Origin of the sequence: Kitasatospora sp. NPDC094028 (assembly GCF_049543595.1) — a bacterium.
In the GTDB taxonomy this organism is placed as follows: domain Bacteria; phylum Actinomycetota; class Actinomycetes; order Streptomycetales; family Streptomycetaceae; genus Kitasatospora.
Window position 1 is genome coordinate 25,979 of record NZ_JBMVFA010000050.1, and the last position, 19,795, is coordinate 45,773.

A 19,795-nucleotide genomic window follows, 5' to 3' on the forward strand; every position below is an offset into this window, starting at 1 on the left:
TTGCGCACGCACGACACTCGTCAACTCGGAGACTGTACAACCCTATGGGGGTATGTCATGGATGATGATCACAAAATACCGGTGATCGGTTCGGTCAGTCCGGCGTCGGGGGCGGCTGGGTCGGTGGTGACGCTGACGGGCAGCGGGTTCGCGGGGGTGACGGCGGTGCGCTTCGGTGCCGTCAACGCCTCGTCGTTCACGGTGCTGTCGGACACCCAGATCACCGCGACGGTTCCGGCGGGGTCGGGCACGGTACAGGTGACCGTGGTGGCGTGGTGGTGGGGGGCGACCAGCAACGGTGTCGCGTTCACGTACGTGGTCGCTGCTCCGGTGATCGGTTCGGTCAGTCCGGCGTCGGGGGCGGCTGGGTCGGTGGTGACGCTGACGGGCAGTGGGTTCGCGGGGGTGACGGCGGTGCGCTTCGGTGCCGTCAGCGCCTCGTCGTTCACGGTGGTGTCGGCGACGCAGATCACCGCGACGGTTCCGGCGGGGTCGGGCACGGTACAGGTCACGGTGACCGCCCCCGGTGGCACCAGCAACGGTGTCGCGTTCACCTACGTTCCCGTTCCCCAGCTGACGAGCGTGGTTCCCGCGGCGGGGCCGACCTCGGGCGGGAACACGGTCACGCTGACGGGCAGCGGGCTGGGGGCTGCCACCGCGGTCGCCTTCGGGTCCGCGCCGGCCGCCTTCACCGTCGTGTCGGACAGCAGCCTGGTCGCCACGGCGCCCGCGGGCTCGGGCGCGGTGCAGGTGACCGTGACCGCCCCCGGCGGCACCAGCAACGGCCTCGCCTACACCTACACCGCCGCACCGGTGGTGGCCACGATCGTCCCGGTCCAGGGGCCGGCGTCCGGTGGCAACACGGTCACGCTGACGGGCAGCGGGTTCACGGGGGTGACGGCGGTGCGCTTCGGTGCCGTCAGCGCCTCGTCGTTCACGGTGGTGTCCGCGACGCAGATCACCGCGACCGTGCCGGCCGGGGGGCCGGGGCCGTCCGGCGTCACCGTCACCGCGGCCGGCGGAACCAGCCTCCCCGTGCCCTACTTCTACCTGAGCAACCCCCAGCTCACCGCTGTGATCCCCGACGAAGGCCCCGTCCTCGGCGGAACCACCGTCACCGTCACCGGAAGCAATCTGCTGGGGGCGACGGCGGTGCGCTTCGGTGCCGTCAACGCCTCGTCGTTCACGGTGGTGTCGGCGACGCAGATCACCGCGACGGTTCCGGCGGGGTCGGGCGCGGTGCAGGTGACCGTGACGACGCCCGGTGGCACCAGCAACGGTGTCGCGTTCACGTATCTTCCGGTTCCCCAGCTGGCGAGCGTGGTTCCCGCGGCGGGGCCGACCTCGGGCGGGAACACGGTCACGCTGACGGGCAGCGGGCTGGGGGCTGCCACCGCGGTCGCCTTCGGGTCCGCGCCGGCCGCCTTCACCGTCGTGTCGGACAGCAGCCTGGTCGCCACGGCGCCCGCGGGCTCGGGCGCGGTGCAGGTGACCGTGACCGCCCCCGGCGGCACCAGCAACGGCCTCGCCTACACCTACACCGCCGCACCGGCGATCTAGGGTGGCGTGGATCGACACCTGGAACGAGAACCACAGACCGTTCACCTGGGCCAGGACCGCGGATGAGATCCTCGGGTCCCTCGCGGACTACCTCACCGAGATCAATCCGCCGGCAGAGTAGAAACCACCCCCGCGATCGTGGCGCGCCACACCGGGGGCGCCGCCACTCTCGGGAGCGGCGCGGGCATCGGAACCCCGCCCACGGCCGGGCGTCCGACGAACAGTGAGCTCCGACAGCAGGCGCTGTCGGAGCTCACTGTTCTCATCCCGCCGGATCATGTCGCGCGCGGACCGGCGGTTCGGCCGCCGTCCTACACGTAGGTGTAGGAGGCACCGAGGCTGGTGCCGGCGGGCGTGGTCACCGTGACGGGGACGGTTCCGCTCCCGGCCGGCGAGACGGCCAGGACGGCCCCGTCGCCCAGCACGGTGAAGTTCGAGGCCGGGGTGGCGCCGAACAGGACCGACGTCGCGCCGGACAGGCCGTGGCCGACGATGAGGACGGGCAGACCGCCCGTGGCCAGGCCGAACGGCGGCACGAGCGCGAGGATGGTCGGCGGGGTCGGCGCCTGGTAGGTGTAGCTGAGGTTGTTGCTGGTGCCGGCGGGCGTGACCACCGTGACCGGGACGGTCCCGGTCCCGGGCGGGGCGACGGCCGTGATGGCACCGTCGAACTGGACGGTGTAGCTGAGCGCGGGGGTGGCGCCGAACAGGACCGCCGTGGCCCCGGTCAGTCCGGTGCCGACGAGGAGCACGGGGCTACCCCCGGTCGCCGGCCCCTGCGAGGGGACGAGTGCGAGGAGAATCGGGGACATAGGATTCCTCTTTTCCGTCTTCCGAACGCCTGACAAGGCCGTTGCGGCCGAGTCGGAGAGGCGTTTTCCTCACGGTAGGTTCGGGTTCCATCGGGTGGCAATAGGGAATTCGATAAGGGTTGGAGCATGATGCCGGATCGGGGGCGCACAAATCTTTCGACGCCTCGCCGAGCGGCATCGGAAGCGACCGAAGGCTTGCCACTGGGTATTTTATGTGAGCGCCCGGCAAGAGCCTTCCCTGTGCCCGTCGAAGAGTTCTGGAGAATTCTGCAGGGAAGCACCGTGAGAGTCCCGGAAAACTGGGGAGATCGTATTCGGAAGTCGGCGAATCCAGCCCTCTGACCTGCTGCTATGCTCATGCCGTGGCGCACCTCGGGGAGCGTGGCGCAGTTTTCATACTTATTCTTGCCAGTGATTCTGGATCGGGGTTTTGTTCGGGTGGCATCAAAGCTTCCGGAGTGTCCCCTTGATCTGGTGACCGCGGCGCGAGTGCGCCCCTTGCCCGCTTCATGCGCTGTTGATGTTCCTGGGTTGAACGGCTTTCCGTGGGGGTATTTCGGATGTGCGCAGTCAACCGGCCGGCTGATCGTCTCGAAGAATTCTTCTGCGTTTCCGAATGGGAAGGTGAGTGTCGTGCCGAACGGTCTGCTCGTCTTCCTCAAGGGCGGCCCTGGCGACATTCCTGAAGTTCGGGAAGTGAAATCAGGGGGCGCCGAGAGCCGGTTGAGGATCCCCCGCGGGAACGGCTATGAGCACTTCGAGATCACGCAGGACTTCAAGGACGTCGGGGGGGTACTGATGCCCGTCTACCAGTGGTCGTACCGGACCACCATCGCCGAGTAGGTGCGCCCTCCACCGCCTGCCCGGCATCCGACACCGGCGCCGGGCCCCGGGAGCCGCACACCGACGCGGCGCCGCCCCGCACCACCCCACCCCACTCTCCGAGGTGAGCAATGACCAGCGACCGTCCCGTACGAGTACGGACAGAGCGTCAGTTCCGCACCCGCGGGGACGCGTCGTGAGCGGGCCCTCCAGCCCGCGCCCGCGAGGCGGCGGCGGCGAGCGGGACACCGTGGTCACCGGCATGGGGTTCTGCCTGCCGGGCGAGGAGCAGCCGCTGTTCACCGCGGGCGAGGTCTGGGACGTGGCCTCCAACGGCCGCTCGTGCCTCAAGCACCACGGTGTCTACTACGGCTCCGTCGATCTGCCGGACGCGGCGTTCGCGGAGCGCCTGCCCGGATTGCCGGGCATCTTCTCCCAGCACTACACCAACGCGCACCGCTACGGGCTGGTGTCCCTCGTGGAAGCCTGTTCGGACGCCCGACTGAGCATCCGGGACGGCGACCTCACCGACGCCGCCGTCCTGGTCGGGCGCGGGGGCATCGACGCCAACGTCTCCAGCTACCTCGAGGTCCTGCACGCCGACGCGGGCACCATCGCGCCGCACCAGGCGATGGAGCTGTTCGTCAGGGCCCAGCAGGGACTCACCCCTTCCGACGTGGCGCTGGTCCAAGGGGCGCTGATGCGCACGAGCGGCCCCTGCTTCACCGTGTCGTGCGGCTGCGCGTCCTCCGCCGTCCAGATCGGCAACGCCCGCCGCATGATCGCGGACGGCGAGACCGACCTCGTCGTCGTCACCGGCGTGGACGTGTTCAGCGTGGACGTGATCCAGAACGTCCAGCGTCTGCTGCACGGCGCCCAGCGCGCCTACGACACCATCCGCGTCGACGGCATGCCCGAACTCCTCCCGGCCTTCGACCGGGTCATGAGGCCCTACGACCGGCGGGCCGACTGCGTGAACCACGGCGAGGGGTCGGTGACCCTGGTGCTGGAGAGCCGCGACCACGCCCAGCGGCGCGGGGCGTTCACCTATGGCCAGGTCCTGTCGCACGGCATGACCCGCGACGGCCTGTCCAACCCGCTCGCAAGCGACGAGAACGGCGCCTCGCTGGTCGCCGCCATCCGCAAGTGCCTCGGCGACCGGTGGGACATCGGCCAGATCCCCTACATCCACGGTGGAAGCGACGGCGACGTCGTCGTGACCGCGTTCGAGGCGAACGCCGCCCGACAGCTCTACGGCGACGCCGTCGAAGACCTCCTGATGACCTCCCAGGAAGCCTGCTTCGGCCACAACGGCGCCCCGGCGGGAGCCCTGGGCGTCGCCCTGACCCTCCTGATGCTGGAGTACGGGGAGGTGTGCCCCACCGCGAACTGCGAGGAGCCGGCGGACAACATCTGCTTCGATCCCGTCCCCGGGCTGCGCACCCGGCACCTGGACTTCAACTACGCGCTCACCTGCAACTACCAGATCGGTGGCGTCAAGAGCGCGATCCTGCTGGGCCGCTCGGACGTCGACTGACCCCGGCATCCGCCGACCGTACCGCCGGGCGGCGAGCGCTCCCCACCCCGTCCGCGCAATCGCGTAGGAGAGCATGTGATGGGCCACACAGAGAACCTGAGAGCCGCTGACGAGCACATCGCCGTCGTCGGCATGGGATGCCGGCTTCCCCGCGACATCGACTCGCCCGCCGCGCTGTGGCGGCTGCTCGAAGCCGGCCGGGATGCGGTCGGCCACCCGCCGATCGGCCGCGCGGGGCACGTGGCCGCGGCCACGGCCCACGCCGCCGGGTCGATGCCGCCGTGGGGCGGATACCTCGGCGACGTCGCCGGCTTCGACGCCGACTTCTTCGGGGTCTCGGGCAAGGAGGCCGACGTCCTGGACCCCCAGCACCGGCTGCTCCTGGAAGTGACGTGGGAGGCACTCGAACACGCCGGGCTCCCCCCGGAGCGGCTGGCAGGGACCTCCACGGGACTGTTCTCGGGCCTGAGCTACACCGACTACATGGAGTCCCTCGCCGGCCAGCCCCGGGAACTCGAGGGCGCGGTCCTGACCAACGGGCACTGCGTCGCCCCGGGGCGCATCTCCTACCTGCTGGGCCTGCAGGGCCCCTGCGTGGCACTGGACACCGCGTGCTCGTCCTCGCTCGTGGCGGTCCACCTGGCCTGCCAGGCCCTGCGCGCCGGCGAGTGCGATCTCGCGCTGGCCGGCGGCGTCACCCTCATGCTCGGCGCCAGGACGACGATGTCCTTCGCCCGCATGGGGATGCTCTCGCCCACCGGCCGGTGCCGGACCTTCGACGCGGCCGCGGACGGCTTCGTCCGCGGCGAAGGCTGCGGCGTCGTCGTCCTCAAGCGACTCGAGGACGCGCTACGGGACGACGACCGCGTCCTGGCCCTGGTCCGCGGCTCGGCCGTCAACCAGGACGGCCGCTCCGACGTCCTGGCCTCGCCCTCCGCCGAGGCCCAGCAGGCCCTCTACCGACAGGCCCTCGCCCGGGCCGGAACCGACCCGCGCGACGTGGGCCTGGTGGAGACGCACGGCACCGGCACACCCGTCGGTGACCCCGTCGAGTTCTCCAGCCTGGCCGCGGTCTACGGCACCGGACAGGGGCGCTGCGCGCTGGGTTCGGTGAAGACGAACGTGGGCCACCTGGAACCGGCGGCCGGCGTCATCGGCCTGATCAAGGCGGTGCTCTGCCTCCGGCGCGGGCTCGTCCCGCCCAACCTGCACTTCACCCGGTGGAACCCGGCCATCAGCGCCGAGGGCACCCGCCTGTTCATCCCCACCGGCCTGTCCGCCTGGCCCACCCGGACAGCCTCGCGACTGGCCGCGGTGTCCTCCTTCGGCTTCTCCGGGACCAACGCCCACGTGGTCCTCGAACAGGCCCCGGCCCGCCGCCGCACCGTCGTCCTCCCCGGCGATCCCACCGCCGGCACCGCGGCACACGCGGCCGCCGCCCCCGTCGGCGCCCCGCCGTCGCAGGCCGCCCCACCCCACGTCTTCCTCCTCGCCGCCGGCTCCCCGGACGCACTGCCCGCCGCCGCCGCGCGCCTGGCCCACTGGCTGGAGGCCGAGGGAGCCGCCACCCCCCTGCACGACATCGCCCACACCCTCGCCCTGCGCCGCTCCCCCGGGCGCGGCCGGCTCGGCGTGGTGGCCGACTCCCACGGCGACCTGGTGCACGCCCTGCGCTCCTTCGAAGCCGGCCGGGCCCACCCCGGCGTCGTACGCGGCCACGTGGGCGCGGGCGTCACCCGCCGTCCCGTCTGGGTGTTCTCCGGCCAAGGCTCGCAGTGGCAGGGCATGGGGCACGGCCTGCTCCACCACGAGCCGGCCTTCGCCGAGACCCTGGCCGAAGCCGATGCGCTGATCGGCGCCGAGACCGGGTTCTCCGTCCTGCAGGCCGTCCGCGACCGCGAACACGTCAGCGGCTGCGGCCGCGTGCAACCCGCGCTGTTCGCCCTGCAGGTCGCCCTGGCCGCCGCCTGGCGCGACCACGGTGTCGAACCGGCCGCCGTCATCGGCCATTCCATGGGCGAGGTCGCGGCCGCCGTCACTGCCGGAGCGCTCACCCTGGCCGACGGCGTCCGCGTCATCTGCCGGCGGTCCGCCCTCCTCACCCGCATCGCCGGAGCCGGCGCCATGGCGAGCGTCGGCCTCGACAGCGCGACCGTCGAGAACGACCTCGCCGCCATCGGCGACGGCACGGTGTCGGTGGCCGTCGTCGCCGCCCCCGACTCGACCGTCGTCGCCGGCGCCGCGGCCGCCGTCCGGCGCCTGACCGCCGCCTGGCAGGCCCGCGGACTCGTGGCACGTCTGATCGACGTCGACGTCGCCTCGCACTGCCCCCAGGTCGACCCGCTGCTCGCGGACCTCGCCGCCGAGCTCGCCGAGCTCACCCCCAGCCGGCCGACCGTCCCCTTCTACACCACCGTCCTGGACGACCCCCGCGACACCCCGGTCTTCGACGCCGCCTACTGGTGCGCCAACCTGCGCCGACCCGTACGCTTCGGCGCCGCCGTGGACGCGGCCGCCGCCGACCGCCACCAGGTGTACCTCGAGATCTCGCCGCACGCCGTCGTCACCCGCCCCCTCGCCCAGAGCCTGACCGGCCTGCCCCACGAGCCCGTGATCCTGCCGACACTGCGCAAGGGGGAAGACGACCGCACCACCTTCCGTACCCAGCTCGCCGCCCTGCACTGCGCGGGAGTCGGCGTCGACTGGTCCCGCCTCTACGCAGGCGGCGGCCTGGCCGACGTACCCGCGCTGACTTTCGACCGCCGACCCCACTGGACCGACACCACCCCGCCCGCAGCGGCCTCCCCGCACACCGAGAGCGCCCCCGCCGCCCTGCCGGGAACACACACGGAGGTGCCCGGCGACCAGCCCCGCCACACCTGGCACGCCGACACCGGCACCGACGTCCTGCCCTGGATGGCCGACCACCGCGTCCACGGCCAGCCGGTCCTGCCCGGCGCCGCCTACTGCGCCCTGGCGCTGACCGCGGCCGGCGAGGTGTTCCGCGGCGCCGCGCACGATGTCGAAGCGACCGACATCCGCTTCCGCGAGCTGCTGCACCTCGACGCCCGCACGCCCGTCGGCACGACCGTCACCCTGACCGGCGCGGACCGCGCCGACTGCGAGGTCTTCGGCCGCGACAAGGACGGGACCTGGGTACGGCAGGCCACCGCGGTCCTGCGCCGCGTCGACGCCTCCCCCCGGACACCGGTGCTCCCCGCGGCCGCACTGGCCGCCGACCACCCCGTCGTCCTGGATCCGCACGCCCTCTACGCGAGCCTGCGTACACGGGGCCTGGAGCACGGACCCGCCTTCAGCGGCATCACCGAGCTGCGCACCCGCGCCCAGGGCGACAGCTTCTGGGCCCGCGTGACGCTGCCGGACCCGGCACGCACCGCCCGCCACGGCCTGCGGATCCACCCGGTCCTCCTGGACCTGTGCGCCCAGCTCGTCGTCGCCGGCCTGATCGACGAACCGGGCCACGGCCTCGTCCTGCCCGTCGCGATGCGCGCCGTGCGGATCCTCGCAGCCCCCGAGGACGCCTGCTACGCGCACGCCCGGCTCACCCACACCGCCGCGGACGGCATCGTCGGGGACGTGCGGCTGCTGGACGAGGCGGGAAACCCCCTCGTCGAGATCGACGCGCTGCGCTTCGTACGCCACAGCGCGGGGGCCGACGAAACCGTCGACCGGTGGTTCCTCGAGACCCGCTGGCAGCCGGTGCCGCGCCGGGAGGGCCTCGAACCGCCCGCCCCGGGCCCCTGGCTCGTCATCGGCGAGGCGGACGGATCCGCCCGGGCACTGGCGGAGGCCCTCGAGCTCGCCGGAGCCCGCACCGACGTCCTCGACATCCCCGTCGACAGCGCCGCCCTCCAGCCGCTCAAGCAGAGCATCGCCCGGCACTGGGACTCCGCACCCGCACCGTGCGCCGTGGTCCTCCTGTCCGCGCCGTCCGCGCCCGAGGACGACGCCGCCGCGATCGCACTGCGTCGCACCCGCCGGCTGCTCGCCGCCGCACAGAGCGCGATCGCGCGCGGCACGCCCGCACGCCTGTTCGCCGTCACCCGGTCCGCCCACGCTCCGGAGCCGGGGCAGCCCGCGGACCCCGCCCAGAGCGCCCTGCGCGGACTTGTGCGCGTCCTGACGCACGAACACCCGGAGCTGCGGGCGACCCTCATCGACGCCGACCACGCCGACACCGGCCTGCACCGGCTCGCGGCCGAACTCCTCGCCGACCCCCCTGAGGACGAGATCGCCCTGCGCGGTGACACCCGGCACATCGCCCGGCTGTCCTACACCCCCCTGTCGGAGACCGAACGCGCCACCGCCGTCACCCGCACCGTGCGCTACGGCGCCGACCGCTTCCAACTGCACGCGGGGCGGCTCGGCGACCTCGACGCCCTGCGCCTGACCACCTCACCACGGCGTGCCCCCGGCCCCGGCGAGGTCGAACTGCGCCTCCACGCCGCAGGCGTGAACTTCCGCGACGTGCTCACCGCCATGGGCATGCTGGCGACCGACGACGGGGCGGGCTACCGCATCGGCTTCGAAGCCACCGGCGTGGTCACCGCAGTCGGACCGGGCGTCAGGCACGTGTGCGTCGGCGACAGCGTCCTCGCCGCCAACGTGCGAGGCGGACTCTTCACGACCTTCGCCACCCTGCCCGCCGCCGCCGTCGCCCCCGTCCCGGCGGGCCTGCCCGCGGAGACGGCCGCCGGGCTGCCCGTCGCCTACCTCACCGCCTGGTACGCCCTGCGCCGCCTCGCCCGGCTCGCCGGCGGCGAGCGCGTCCTGATCCACAGCGCCACCGGCGGGACCGGACTGGCCGCGATCGCGGTCGCGCGGCGCCTGGGCGCCGACGTGCTCGCCACCGCCGGCAGCGAGGACAAGCGCCAGTACCTGCGCGCGATGGGCATCCGGCACGTCATGGACTCCCGCTCGCTGGACTTCGCCGAGCAGACCCGCGACGCCACCGCCGGAGAGGGTGTCGACGTGGTCCTCAACTCCCTCTCCGGGCCCGCCATCAGGGCCGGACTGGAAACGCTGCGCCCCTTCGGCAGGTTCGTCGAGCTGGGGGTGCGCGACATCCTCGCCGACACCCCGCTGGGTCTCGCACCGCTGCGGCACAACATCACCATGAGCACGGTCGATCTCGTCGAGCTCCAGGACACCCGCCCGGACACCTTCGCGGAGCTGCTGGGCGAGGTCATGGCCGAACTCGGTCGGGGCACCCTCGCCCCGCTGCCGTGCCGGACCTATCCGCTCGCGCAGGCCTCCGACGCCTTCCGCCTCATGGCCGGCGCCGGGCACATCGGCAAACTGGTCCTGACGGTGCCCGACGAAGGCCACGCCACCGCCGTACTGCGCGACCCGCCCTCGCCGGTACGGGCGGACGGCGCCTACGTCGTCACCGGCGGCCTGCGCGGTGTCGGCCTTGCCACGGCCCTCTGGCTGGCGGGCCGAGGCGCCGCCCACCTCGTCCTCAACGGACGCACGTCCCCCTCGGCCGAGACCGAACGGGTCCTCGCCGGACTGAGCGAACAGGGGACCCGCGTCAGCATCGTGCTCGGAGACATCGCGCAGCCCGGTATCGCCGAGCAGTTGGTGGCCGAGGCCACCGCGGGCGGCGGGACACTGCGCGGCGTGGTCCACGCCGCGATGGTCCTCGACGACGCCGCGGTGTCCAATATCACCGACGACCAGCTCGAACGCGTCTGGCATCCCAAGGTCACCGGCGCCTGGCGCCTCCACGAGGCCACCACCGGACTGCCGCTCGACTGGTTCGTCCTGTACTCCTCCATGGCCTCCCTGCTCGGCAACCCGGGCCAGGGCGCCTACTCGGCCGCCAACGCGTGGCTCGACGCGTTCGCCACCTGGCGCACCGCCCTGGACCTGCCCGCGTTGGCCGTGAACTGGGGGCCCTGGGGCGAAACCGGGGCCGCCACCGACTTCGCGGCCCGCGGTTACCAGACCATTCCCACCGCAGAAGGGCTCGAGGCCCTGGCGGCGCTCCTGACCCACGGCCGGGTACGCACCGGCGTGATCCCGGGCCCGCCGGACACCTGGATCCCCCCGGCCGGGCGGGCGTCCTCGCTGTTCGCCCTCCTCACGCCCGAGGCGCCCGGCACCCCCGTACAGGCGTCCGGGCAGGATGCGGCGCGCGACATCCGGGGCGAGCTGCAGGCCGCGGAACCCGGCCTCGCCCGCCTCACGGTCCTCGAGGACTACCTGGCCGAACACATCCGCACCGTGCTCCGGCTGGGGGCCAGCACCCTGGACCCGCAGACCCCGCTGAGCGCGCTCGGGTTCGACTCCCTGCTCCGCATCGAACTGCGCACCCGCTTGGAGGCCTCCCTCGGCGTCAGGCTCGCCGGCGACTTCGTCGCGGGCCACCCCACGCTGGCAGCTCTCGCGGACGGCCTCGCGCAGCACATCGGCGTCAGCCTGACCGCCGACACTCCGCCGGATCCCCCCGGCCGGACCACGCCCCGGGCCGTGGACCTCATCGCTCCCCGCTCGCCGCGGTCGGCCCGGCCGCCGGACGCCGCAGTCGGCACCGAATCGCCGAGGAAGAACCCATGAACTCACTCCGGGCCGCCGGCGCCAAGCCACCGCCGGACCGCGACGCACGGGATCCCGGTCTTGCCGGGGGAGGGAACCAGGGGACGGCCATGACCTCCGCAGACTCGTCACGCTCGGACCCGCACGACACGAGGGGACGGCGCGTCACCATGTTCGTCCTGCCGGAGGCCTACTGCGTGGGACCCGTGCGCCGTGCCGTGAACGCCATTCTCAGCCTCTGGGATATAACACACCTCACCGAGGATGCCGAACTCCTGACCTCCGAGCTCCTGACGAACGCAATCCGGTACGCCGATAGCGAGCACCGGATCAGGGTGACCATCGCGCTCGAGCAGCGGTGGCTGTCGATCGGGATCCGGGACCGCTCCGCGACTGCTCCCCGGGCGCGCCGGGCAACCGCCTCCCAAGAAGGCGGGCGCGGGCTGCTCCTGGTGGAGAGCATCGCCGGCTCGTGGGGGTACCGTTTCCATCTCGACGGAACCAAGACGGTTTCCTGCCGACTGCCGTTGTGAGGCCGCGCGCCGTCCCGGACCCCGCCGGCCGTGGCCCGCTGCACAAACGGCTCGGCACCGGTCCTCACGGCGCGCGATTCGAGCGTCCTTCACTATGCAATTCCCGCGCCGCTCGGCGGAATCCCCCAAGAAGTGTGCGAGATTGTATTGCGGAGTCGGGGTGGAATTCCCGGTCGGGGCAGTGTGAACCCGCTCCTTGAAATTGCCCACGGGATATCAGGAAAGAAACGTTTCACCTCCTTGAGCGGTTCGGTCGAATGCTGTATTTTTTCGACCATGCCTGGCGGCCGCCGCGAATTCAAGGAGCTTAGCGGCGGCAAAATTCCGATAGCTGGGGGTCTGGATGCTGAGTGCAGAGGAATACCGAGAGATTTGCGCCATGCGCCACCAGGGCTGGTCCATCTCGGCGATCGCCCGGTGCATGGGCCGTGACCGCAAGACGATCAGGGCCTATCTCAACAGGGAGCGGACCATAGGGGTCCGGGCGGAGACCCGTGACGAGTTCCTGCAGTTCGTCCCGTACTGCCGGCAGCGCCTTGACGACGATCCGCACCTGCAGGCGAGAATGCTCCACGGCGAGATCGTCGAGCTGGGCTACAACCGCGCCTACTCGACCTTCACCCGCGCCCTGCGCAGGCACCTGATGTGGCCGCGTCGCGGACCGCGCCACCGCGGGAGGGCCAGCCCCGGCCAAGGCCCCATGGAAGATGTGCAGTTCGACTGGGTACAGCTCCCGGCCCCACCGGTCGAATGGGACTGCGGGCAGGAGATGTTCCTGCTCATGGGCTCGCTCACGCGATCCGGTCACTGGCGGGCCGCCCTGGCCGGCACCAGCGACCTCCCGCACTGCGTGGAAGCCCTGGACCAGGTGCTGCGCCGCCTCGGCGGCACCGGCGAGCGCTGGTTATTCGACCGCACTGCGCCGGTCTGCTCGACGTCCGGCAAGGTGACCGCCGTCTTCCACGAGATCGCGATCCACTACGGCGCCTCCATCGCGATCCGCCCGCAGACGGGAGCGCCCAACCCCGTCATCCGCGCCCACCGCTCCGTCGTCCTCCACTGGTGGGACACGGCGGTCGGCGAACCAGGCGTGCAGGCGGCCCAGGACAGCCTCGACCGCCTGACCGAGCGCTCGGGCAGCCGGAACCGGCAGTCGGGCTGCCACACCCGAGCCCTGCTGCCCCTGCCCCCGAAGCCGTTCCCGGCGCGCATCTGCGTCCAGCGCAGGGTCGACCCCCGCGGACTCGTGCCGTTCGAGGGCAACTTCTACCTGCTCCCCGAGGGTCTCGTGGGCAACGAGGTGAGGATCCGCCGACGGCTGGACGAACCCCACCTGTCGATCACCAGCACCCGCGGGGCGGTCATCGCCTGCTTCCGAAGGGCGCCGAGGGGGGCGGGCCGGACGGTCGCCGAGCACGACGGCCCGATCGCCCTGGAACGGCCCGGCCGGACGTCCGGCACCGGGCCGCGAGCCCGCAGGACACCGTGTCCGTCGACTCCGCACCCGAGGACTGCTCCGTGACCATCGGACCGAGCACCAGCGCGCTCCTCGAGAAAACCGGCCGCATCCGCAGACAGGACGTCACAGCGTCCTACGTGGCCCTGGCCCAGGCCTGCGCGGCCACCGGCGACGACGCCCGGCACGCCGAGCTGGTCAGCGATCACCCCCACGACGTCTGGCTGCTGCCCGCCTCGCGCACGATCGCCATGGTGCACACGGGTCAGGACGAGGCATGGGCGCTGGTGCGGGGCGCGGAGCTGCTGGAACAGCACCGGGTGGCCGTCGTCACCCCGTACTACGGCGGCGTGCGCACGGCTGCCGGCCGTGCCGTCACCTTCTGGCACGACCCCGGGGAACGGCGCCGGGACGAGTCGCTGAGCGCCCGGGTGACCGCCGCGGTGCATCGGATCCATCCCGGGTCCGCGCTGTGGCTGGAGGACCACGACCCGTTCGCCGGCCTGCTGGACGGCCTGGACGACACCCCGTTGAGCGATTCCGCCCGCCGGTTCCTGTTCGAGTGCACCGCCCGGCTGCGCGCGCAGTGGGCAGGCATCGACTGGCCGACCCCGCCCACCGTCATCCTCGGCGCCCGACGACTCGCTCGCTGCCACGGCGGCGGGACGCACCCGCGGCTGGCGCTGCGCAGACCGCTGTGGCGCGGCCACCGGGAGTGGGACCTGGTCGCCGCGCGTTGGAGCAACGAGCTGCTACGCGGCCGCCGCGACGACTTGCAGGCCTACCACCGCACCTACGCCGCGCACGGCCGCACCGACGCCGCGATGCCCTGCGACCGCATCGGCGCGTGGTCGGGTTACCAGGTCGTGCGGGACGTCGTCGTGCTCACCGCCGTGATGGACACCGTGCGCCGTGCCCGCCTCGACTTCCGGACCCGCTACCTGGCGGTCCACCAAGTGGCGTGTCTGCGCGGCGCCCGGCCGGCCCCGTGGGACTGGGGCCGGCGGTGACGGCGGCGGCGGTCGGGTAGGAGAAGCGGAAGGGACGGAGCGGGAGACCTTACGAGGGAGCGAAAAGGTCACCGGCACACCTATGGCAGCCTCAGCTGCAATCGCACCGACCTGGGCGGCGGCACGTACGGCCTGACGTGGACCGAGGGCCCCGACACCGGCAGCTCCACCACCTTCACCACGCTCGGGGAAGGCGCGGGGCGCTGCGAGGACGAGGTCCCCGCCACCAGCATCATGGCCAAGGCCCAGGGCCTCTTGGACTGCGGCTCTCCCGCCGCCACCGTGAAGCACCGGACAGGTCCCGTCCCCTCGGCCAAGGCCGACCAGGCCAGGCACCGCAGAGCCTGACGTCTCCACCGCGGGCGGCCGGCGGTCAGCCACGCGCTGCTCCGGCCCTGTGCACGTCGGTGTCCTTCCGGGGTCGCGCCGCCGGCCGGGGGAGCGGTCAGTGGGTGGGGTCGACAACGCTGCCGACGAGCTGGAGGATGGCGTGGCCCCAGGTGGTGGCGGCGATCAGGACCCCGAAGACGACGGCGGTGAAGACGGTGAACGCCTCGTCGACGCGGCTACGGGCATGGGTGGTGCGCCGCAGACGGACGACGATGACGATCGCGAGGAACACCGACGCGCTGATCGTGTACTGCATTGCCCACCCCGGGTCTTGGCCTGACGCTGTGTGAGGCTCCAGTCACGGGGAGCCTGCTGCATTCGGGTGAGCACGCCAGAACGCCGCCCCGCGCGGGGGTGGCTTCCCGAAAACGGCCGGACGCGAACGAGCGCGGAGCCGCCGTGCGCCGAGCCCCTGTCGCCGGTCGAGGGGCGTCCGGGAGCCGGTCAGTCACTTGCCAGGGTGCTGGACGTCAGCAGCGCCGGCTCGCGCACCCCGACCCGGTGATGTGCGGTTGAAATGTGCGATCCAAAAGTGACTTTCACGCTAGGGTGTGTGGTGGAGGTGGACCGGTGAGTGATGACTTGTTCGCGGCGATCGACGCGCTGCTTGCGCGGCCTCGGCCGGTGGAGGACCTGCCGGTCCCGGCTGAGCGGGAGCGGCTGCGCAGGCTCGGCGAGTACACCCAGGAGGAGCTGGCCGCCGCGCTGAAGACCCGCCGGGAGACGATCGTGCGGTGGGAGGCCGGGACGACCGAGCCCCGCCCGCCCAAGCGCGAGGTGTACATCCGATTCCTGGCGACGTTGGCGCTGCAGCACGGCACGGTCGAGCCGACCGAGTGGCTGCGCCGGGCGCAGGCCGCCGGCCTTGTGATCCCGCAGCCGGCTCCGGCTGCCCCCGCTGCTGCCCCGCCCGCCCCGCCCGCCCCGTCCGCCCCGCCCGCCCCGCCCGCCCCGTCCGCCCCGCCCGCCCCGGCGGTGCCGGCGGCGGCGTTCGGCGGCGAGCAGCACGACCAGGCCGTGGTCGAGCTCGACCGGACGGCGGCCGGGGAACTGCTCGCCGGGCCGCCGCAGCCGTGCGTGCGGTGCGGGCGGCCGACGCCGTACCGCTCGCAGGGCCGTCCGATGCACATGGGCGGCTGGTGTACCCCTGACAGCGGTGTTGCCGAGCCCGTCCGGTCCGCTCCGGCTGCGGTGGCAGCGCTCGTCCAGGCCGTCACCGACGAGCGCACCACGCCCGCCTCCGAGGCTGGGCCGGTTGTGCCCGCCGAGCCGGCTGCCCCGGTCGCTGCGCCCCGCCGGACGGCGCCCGCCGCCGCGCCCGTTGTGGCCCGGCGCGGGTCTTCGTCCCGTCCCGCCGCCGGTGCGCCGTCACGGACCCGGAAGGCGACAGCGAAGAAGCCGGCCGCCGAGGGGCCGGCCGACTGGGAGCAGGCCGCGTCGGCCCGCTTCCCGGCAGGTCCCCTCGCGGTGCTGGACGTCGCCCCGTCCGGCCGGTCCCTGGTGGCCTACCTCGCAGACGGCACCCAGGCGCCGACCGCGCCGACCGGCCGCTTCCTGGCGGACGTCGTGGAGTGGGCACTGGAGGTGAAGCTCGGCTCGCCCCGGCTCCACCGCCACGGCAAGGACGGCGACGCCCTGGTCGTCCTCACCGATGCCGCGCTCGCCGAGCTGGGCCTGCCGCCGATGGGCCGCGACGAGAAGAAGGACTTCGTCCAGCGCCTGGGCCAGCTGCCGAAGACCCACAAGGCCGTGAAGCAGGTCGAGAAGGCCGGCTGGCTGCTCACCCAGCGCGGCCTCGGGCCGTGGGCCCGGGTCTACCGCACCCCCGAGGACGGCAAGCGCCAGTGCGTGCAGTTGTGCATCCCGGGCTGGGGCGCGCTCGCCACCGGCGGCTGGTCCATCCCGGACGGCCTCGCCGCCCCCGACCTGGCCCGCCTGCTCGGCACCTACGCCACGCGCGTCCTCACCCCGCGCGGCTCCACCGCCGTCTCCGGCCTCGAGCTGGTCACCGCGCTGCGCCCGCCGACCCGAGCGGTGCGCACCGAGGCCGGCTGGACGTCCGGCCCGGTGGAGGGCTCCCGCCCGAAGGACGCCTTCGACCCGGCACCGCCGGAGGTCCTGGACGTCCACCCGCTCGCGCAGGACCGCGCACCGGGGCAGGAGCTGGTGACCGAGGCGTGGGACTGGCACCGCCCGCTCACCGACCAGGAAGCCGCAGCGCCGTTCGCGGTGGGCCTGGACGTCAACATGGCCTTCCTCGCCGCCGCCGGCCGCCTCACCCTGCCGCTGGGCCCGCCCACGCACGAGGTCAACCCCGTCTTCGACCCGAAGATCCCCGGCTCCTGGCTGGTCGACCTGTCCGGAGTCGACACCAACCCGCTGCTCCCCAGCCCGTTCACCCCGGACGGCTCCCGCCCGACCGGCCCCGCCTGGTACTCCACGGTGAAGGTCGCCTACGCCATCGAGCTCGGCGCCCGCCCGCAGCCGACCGAGGGCTGGCTGCGCCACGAGCACGGCCCCTACCTCGACCCGTGGCACAAGCACCTGCGCCAGGCGTACCTGGACACCATGGCCGCCCTCGGCGTCCCACTCACCCTCGCCGACACCGACCCGGTCGCGTTCCTCGACGCCATGGCAGGCCTCAAGACCACCGGCGACCCGGCAGAGCTCGCGGTCCTCACCGCGATCAAGCAGACCGCCAAGGGCACCATCGGCAAGATGCGCGAACGCCCTCGCGGCCACGGCTACAAGCCCGGCGAGCGCTGGGCCGCCCTGGAACGGTCGACCTGGGACCCGCTCATGCGCGCCCTGGTCATCGACACCGCCACCGTCAACCTCCACCGCAAGCTCCGCAAGATGGCCGCCGACACCGGCCTGCACTGCTTCGCGGTGCTCTCCGACTGCGCCGTCTTCGCCGCCCCCGGCCCCGGCGCCCTGGACATCCTCACCAAGCCGGACGGCACCCTCACCACCTCGCTGCGCCTGGGCGTCAGCCCCGGGATGGTGAAGTTCGAGGGCTCCCGGCCGCTGGCCGAGATCGCCGAGCTGATCGCCGACGACACGAACCCGGCCCGGCACATCAAGACCGGCGGCGTCGTCTCCGCCGACGAGTAGTCACCCTTCGGCCCGCCGTGCCGCTCGGCGGGCCGCCCACCGATGACCACCAGCAGTGGCCGCCGCTCTCGGCGGCCGGGAAGGAGAGCAGTGTGAGCCGGGAGATCGACGAGGGCCTGGAGCGGGCCGAGCGCACCAAGCCGATCCCGCAGTCCGTTCCCGCCCGGATGCGCTTCCTGCTCAAGGGCGCCAAGGGCTCCACCAAGAAGCTCGCCCAGGACCTCGGCGTCTCCCAGCGCACCGTGCAGCGCTGGCTCAAGGGCCAGGGCACCCCGAAGCCGGCCGCCGCGAAGGCCATCGAGACCAAGGTCCGTGCCGGCTGGCAGCCGCGGGTGAAGCAGCGGGTGCGCCGCGACGCCGAGAAGAACGGCTTCATGCTCCACATCCAGGCGACCTTCGGCTACAGCGCGGCCGGCGGTTCCACCGACGACCCGCGCCAGCGCACGATCACCCAGAAGATGCCCGGCTCGGTGGCCCAGCGGCTCTACGAGGCCCGCGACGCCGGCGCGAGCCAGGACGAGCAGGAGCGGATCCTCGCCGAGGGCCTGCGCGAGCACTACTTCAAGGACACCGGACGCCGCGGCCGTGGCCTCGACGTCGAGCTGAACGACATCGCGTGGATGGACGTCGAGCTGTAGCACCCCTCCAGCGGCCACCGTGTCCGGGCTCGGCGCGGTGCTGGCCGACCTCGCGGACCAACTGGACGTCGAGTGCATCGCCACCGCCAGCCAGGCCGGCCCCAACCACTGACCCCACGCCCGCACCCGGCCCGCCCCATTCAAGGCCCGCCTCCCCGCCCGAGAGGCGGGCCTTTCACATGCCCCGACGAACGTACAGGTGTCCGCGGGCCCGCTCGGTGTACTTCAGCGCCTTCGTCAGCATTCCCAGCGCTTCGACCATCGCGTCGTCCACCCCGGGCGGCCGGCGGTGCGCCTCGTCCGGCTCTTCGGTCCCGACGTCATCTGCCACCGATGCCTCCCGCCGTGCTCGCCCGACCCTCTTTCACCATCGTCCGGCCTCGGAGCGGGCGCATATGGGAGACGGCCGACTGGCGGTCAGGTCGCCGGTTCCTGCACGGTGTCCGGGCGGGCGGCCTGCTTGAGCCTCATCTCAGCCTTGTGCCGGTTCTCGGCGCCGGCCCAGTACGGGTGGGAGTACAGTTCGGCGCCGACCGCGGTGAACGCGGCCTGCGTCTCCTCGGTCGAGTCGGCGGACCACTCGGCCTCGGCGGCGTACCAGCGGCGCTGGAGTTCCAGCAGGTCAGCGGGGAATTCGGTGTCGGACACCCGCCCATCGTAGATCGCACATCCGTGCGGCCGGCGGCGCGGCACACCAGCCCCGCGAGGCCGGTGAGTTTCGCCCCGCCAAACTCCCCACCGCAGGTCAGCGCATTAGCAGTCATGGGCCGGGTTCGGCTTCGGTTTCGCCGGAACCGCCCGCCGGACGCCACGTGAACGGGATACTCGGCCCCGTGACGACGAAGAGCCCGGCGGGCCTGGAACTGCCTCGGATCCTGCCCGGCAACCCGGCCTGGATCCAGCACGCCCTCTACCTCTCGGAGGTCCTCAGCCTGACCGCGGTCGCGGCCCACGCCCGTCCGAGCGAATACCCTCTCCCGCCCCTGGCACTGGAAACGGCGGGCGAGGTCATCGGAGAGATCGCCGCCGGCCTCACCACTGCCGCAGAGGACACCGCGCCCCCGGCCGTCCTCTACGTCCTCCCAGCCTGGGCCCTGAAAGCCCTACAAGACGCCCTCGTCGCGCTGCACGCCGCGGCCGGCGGCGGGAACGGGGAGGAGGCGTCCGCGCTGCGCTCAACGCTGGCGCTGCTGGGGGAGAGCCTGGACTACCCGCAGGTCCGGACGCCAGCCGAGATGGCGGCGGACCTGGAGCCGGTGGTCGCGGTCCTAAGGCTTGTCTGATAATTGATCTTGTGGCAGGTCGAGGCGAGGTGACGGACGCGGCGTGGGAGCTGATAGAGCCCCTGTTGCCGCAGGTGGA

Annotated in this window: 14 protein-coding genes; 10 read left to right on the forward strand and 4 right to left on the reverse strand. The window is 72.8% G+C overall.

The genetic code is table 11. The annotated features are described in order from the left end of the window. A complete protein-coding gene (locus ACPC54_RS39275; protein WP_498972041.1) occupies positions 1–1,560 on the forward strand; it encodes an IPT/TIG domain-containing protein in 1,560 nt (519 codons plus the stop codon). Between the two features lie 311 nt (positions 1,561–1,871). On the opposite strand, the gene ACPC54_RS39280 is transcribed toward ACPC54_RS39275, so the two are convergent. Continuing rightward, entirely contained in the window at positions 1,872–2,372 is a 501-nt protein-coding gene (locus tag ACPC54_RS39280; protein WP_498972043.1) for an IPT/TIG domain-containing protein, read from the reverse strand. A gap of 633 nt (positions 2,373–3,005) precedes the next feature. Here ACPC54_RS39280 and ACPC54_RS39285 point away from each other — a divergent pair. From ACPC54_RS39285 to ACPC54_RS39310, 6 genes are all read left to right on the forward strand, one after another. Beyond that, positions 3,006–3,215, forward strand: coding sequence for a DUF5988 family protein (locus tag ACPC54_RS39285; protein ID WP_498972045.1), 210 nt, complete (start codon positions 3,006–3,008; stop codon positions 3,213–3,215). Between the two features lie 175 nt (positions 3,216–3,390). Further along, complete coding sequence (locus ACPC54_RS39290) at positions 3,391–4,731, forward strand: beta-ketoacyl synthase N-terminal-like domain-containing protein (RefSeq protein WP_498972047.1); 1,341 nt, start codon at positions 3,391–3,393, stop codon at positions 4,729–4,731. Positions 4,732–4,809: 78 nt separating this feature from the next. Further along, positions 4,810–11,313, forward strand: a complete 6,504-nt coding sequence (locus ACPC54_RS39295) for an SDR family NAD(P)-dependent oxidoreductase (protein WP_498972049.1) — start codon at positions 4,810–4,812, stop codon at positions 11,311–11,313. 89 nt (positions 11,314–11,402) lie between these two features. After that, positions 11,403–11,825, forward strand: coding sequence for an ATP-binding protein (locus tag ACPC54_RS39300; RefSeq protein WP_498972051.1), 423 nt, complete (start codon positions 11,403–11,405; stop codon positions 11,823–11,825). 379 nt (positions 11,826–12,204) lie between these two features. Then, a complete protein-coding gene (locus ACPC54_RS39305; protein WP_498972052.1) occupies positions 12,205–13,347 on the forward strand; it encodes a Mu transposase domain-containing protein in 1,143 nt (380 codons plus the stop codon). Beyond that, positions 13,344–14,291, forward strand: coding sequence for a hypothetical protein (locus ACPC54_RS39310; RefSeq protein WP_498972054.1), 948 nt, complete (start codon positions 13,344–13,346; stop codon positions 14,289–14,291). The genes ACPC54_RS39305 and ACPC54_RS39310 overlap by 4 nt, the downstream gene beginning before the upstream one ends. A 445-nt stretch (positions 14,292–14,736) precedes the next feature. On the opposite strand, the gene ACPC54_RS39315 is transcribed toward ACPC54_RS39310, so the two are convergent. Then, positions 14,737–14,937, reverse strand: a complete 201-nt coding sequence (locus ACPC54_RS39315; protein WP_498972055.1) for a hypothetical protein — start codon at positions 14,935–14,937, stop codon at positions 14,737–14,739. 314 nt (positions 14,938–15,251) lie between these two features. On the opposite strand from ACPC54_RS39315, the gene tap reads away from it, so the two are divergent. Both tap and tpg read left to right on the forward strand, forming a co-directional pair. Further along, positions 15,252–17,795, forward strand: a complete 2,544-nt coding sequence (gene tap / locus ACPC54_RS39320; protein ID WP_498972057.1) for a telomere-associated protein Tap — start codon at positions 15,252–15,254, stop codon at positions 17,793–17,795. Positions 17,796–17,887: 92 nt separating this feature from the next. Next, entirely contained in the window at positions 17,888–18,433 is a 546-nt protein-coding gene (gene tpg / locus ACPC54_RS39325) for a telomere-protecting terminal protein Tpg (protein WP_498972059.1), read from the forward strand. A gap of 175 nt (positions 18,434–18,608) precedes the next feature. On the opposite strand, the gene ACPC54_RS39330 is transcribed toward tpg, so the two are convergent. Then, on the reverse strand, positions 18,609–18,764 hold the full coding sequence (locus tag ACPC54_RS39330) for a hypothetical protein (RefSeq protein ID WP_498972065.1): 156 nt from the start codon (positions 18,762–18,764) through the stop codon (positions 18,609–18,611). 86 nt (positions 18,765–18,850) lie between these two features. Beyond that, complete coding sequence (locus ACPC54_RS39335; RefSeq protein WP_498972061.1) at positions 18,851–19,081, reverse strand: DUF8825 domain-containing protein; 231 nt, start codon at positions 19,079–19,081, stop codon at positions 18,851–18,853. 185 nt (positions 19,082–19,266) lie between these two features. Between ACPC54_RS39335 and ACPC54_RS39340 the strand changes: the two genes are divergently transcribed. After that, a complete protein-coding gene (locus ACPC54_RS39340) occupies positions 19,267–19,716 on the forward strand; it encodes a hypothetical protein (RefSeq protein ID WP_498972063.1) in 450 nt (149 codons plus the stop codon). Positions 19,717–19,795: the final 79 nt, after the last annotated feature.

Bases quoted from the DNA above. Each gene is read 5' to 3' on its own strand.
- ACPC54_RS39280 (WP_498972043.1), bottom strand. From the start codon at position 2,372: ATGTCCCCGATTCTCCTCGCACTCGTCCCCTCGCAGGGGCCGGCGACC.
- ACPC54_RS39295 (WP_498972049.1), top strand. From the start codon at position 4,810: ATGGGCCACACAGAGAACCTGAGAGCCGCTGACGAGCACATCGCCGTC.
- ACPC54_RS39300 (WP_498972051.1), top strand. From the start codon at position 11,403: ATGACCTCCGCAGACTCGTCACGCTCGGACCCGCACGACACGAGGGGA.
- ACPC54_RS39305 (WP_498972052.1), top strand. From the start codon at position 12,205: ATGCGCCACCAGGGCTGGTCCATCTCGGCGATCGCCCGGTGCATGGGC.
- ACPC54_RS39315 (WP_498972055.1), bottom strand. From the start codon at position 14,937: ATGCAGTACACGATCAGCGCGTCGGTGTTCCTCGCGATCGTCATCGTC.